Here is a 1,769-nt window from a genome sequence, read left to right as displayed (position 1 = left end):
AAATATAACAGACATACCAATTGCAACTTTATCTTTAATTTCATCTTCTAACTCTTGCTGGAACGTCGTCATACCGCCCAAATAATAAGTAACATCATTTTCTTTATAATTCTTTTTGAAATCACGAACCCATTGTTTTGCGGTTTCTGTACTTGGCTTCGTATCCAAAAAGACTTCCATTGTTGTTTTATTCCCTTTCGTATACGCTTCAAATACAGGAGCTATTTTCGCAGCCTCTGGCGACTGTAACATTCCAGCAACTTGATCTGCTTTCATTCCATTTAGCCCGTCATATACACTTTTCACCTTATATACTTGCTTATCGTCTTTTAACTTTTGAACAACAGCTTCTATCTTTTGTAAACTTTCTTTTTCTGTTATATCTTTCTTCGTCTCTACTACTAATGTCACATCAGCGTGTGTTTGGACAGTTTTATTAAAGGCTTCTTCATACTTCTCAAATGCAACTCTCGTATCACTCTTTTCAGGTAACGCTTCAACACCAGGAAACTGCAAGTTAGCTGTACGTAGCGGTAATAAACAAATAACAATAAATGTTGTAACAACAATAATCATGACGATTGGATGTTTCATTACAAACTGTGCAAATTTACGCCATACATTTGATGGCGTAGGCGCCGCCTGATTCTTTTTTAATATCCTTTTACCAATTAAAGATAATAGCGCCGGAAGAAGTGTGAGCGAAAACAAAATGCTCATAATAACGACAATCATCCCGCTAATAGCAACAGACTGAATATAATCTATCTTAAAGAAAAATAAGCCTGATAAACCGACGAATACACATAACCCTGAAAATACGATAGCACGCCCTGCCGTTTGATACGTAATCGCTATCGCTTCTTTCACTGTTCTCTTCGCAACTTCCTCTCGAAAACGATTTACAAATAACAGTGCGAAATCAATTGATAATGCGAGCCCAATCATCGGTGCAACATTTAACACGAAAATAGATAGCTCTTTATCACTACCTATAAAATATAAAATCCCCATCGTACTAATGACACTAAGCGCGCCATTTACAATCGGTAAAATAGACGCAATCAGACTACCAAATGAGAATAATAGTACGAGAAAAGCAATAGGTAATCCAATCATCTCTGCTACTTTTAAATCATTTTGCGTTCTTTCATTAATCTCTTGATTAATTTTCGGATATCCTGTCGGTGTTACTTTTAATACGCTATTACTTTCCTTCTCGATTTTCCCGGCAAATTGTAATGTCTTTTCCATTCGTTCTTTATTTGTTTTCCCGGAAAATAAAATCGTCGCATAACCGATATCATCTTGTAACATCTCTTTATTTTGCATTGGATGATGGAAAGATTCGTATTTTTCTTTCTCTTCAATTTGATTTATTATCCCCTCTATACGCTTTTGGAACTCCTCATGCGAAGTATCCTTTTCCTTCTCAAAAACGAGTAAAAGTGTATCTTGAGACTGCTTAAAATCCTTATCTAAAATTTCTTTCGTCTTTTGATAATCCCCTTCTGTTTGGAAACCATCACCGCCCAATACTCCTGGAAGTTTTGGAGCAAAAATACCGAGCACTATCGCAAGTAGTAGTAATGCTACAATTACTGTATAACGAAATTGATACAAAAAAGTTCCTAACTTCCCCCACTTATCAATTTTATGTACATTTGTCTTCACACATTTTCACCTACTTTATATAATTCACTTGTCATTTATACTTTATCACATCTCCCCATAAACAAAAAACGTCTAGAAAAACTATAATACTAGTT

At 35.2% G+C, this 1,769-nt stretch carries 1 protein-coding gene; it reads right to left on the bottom strand.

Annotated elements, in window-relative coordinates; genetic code table 11:
• The coding region (locus tag AB3X49_RS22385) for an MMPL family transporter (RefSeq protein ID WP_367964819.1) at positions 1-1,674 on the bottom strand (1,674 nt) is incomplete at its 3' end.
• Positions 1,675-1,769 lie beyond the last annotated feature (95 nt).

It is taken from the genome of Bacillus sp. C30 (assembly GCF_040838255.1).
Lineage (GTDB): Bacteria > Bacillota > Bacilli > Bacillales > Bacillaceae_G > Bacillus_A > Bacillus_A mycoides.
The sequence above is the reverse complement of the archived record's forward strand: the minus strand, read 5'-3'. Positions and strand labels throughout refer to the sequence as shown.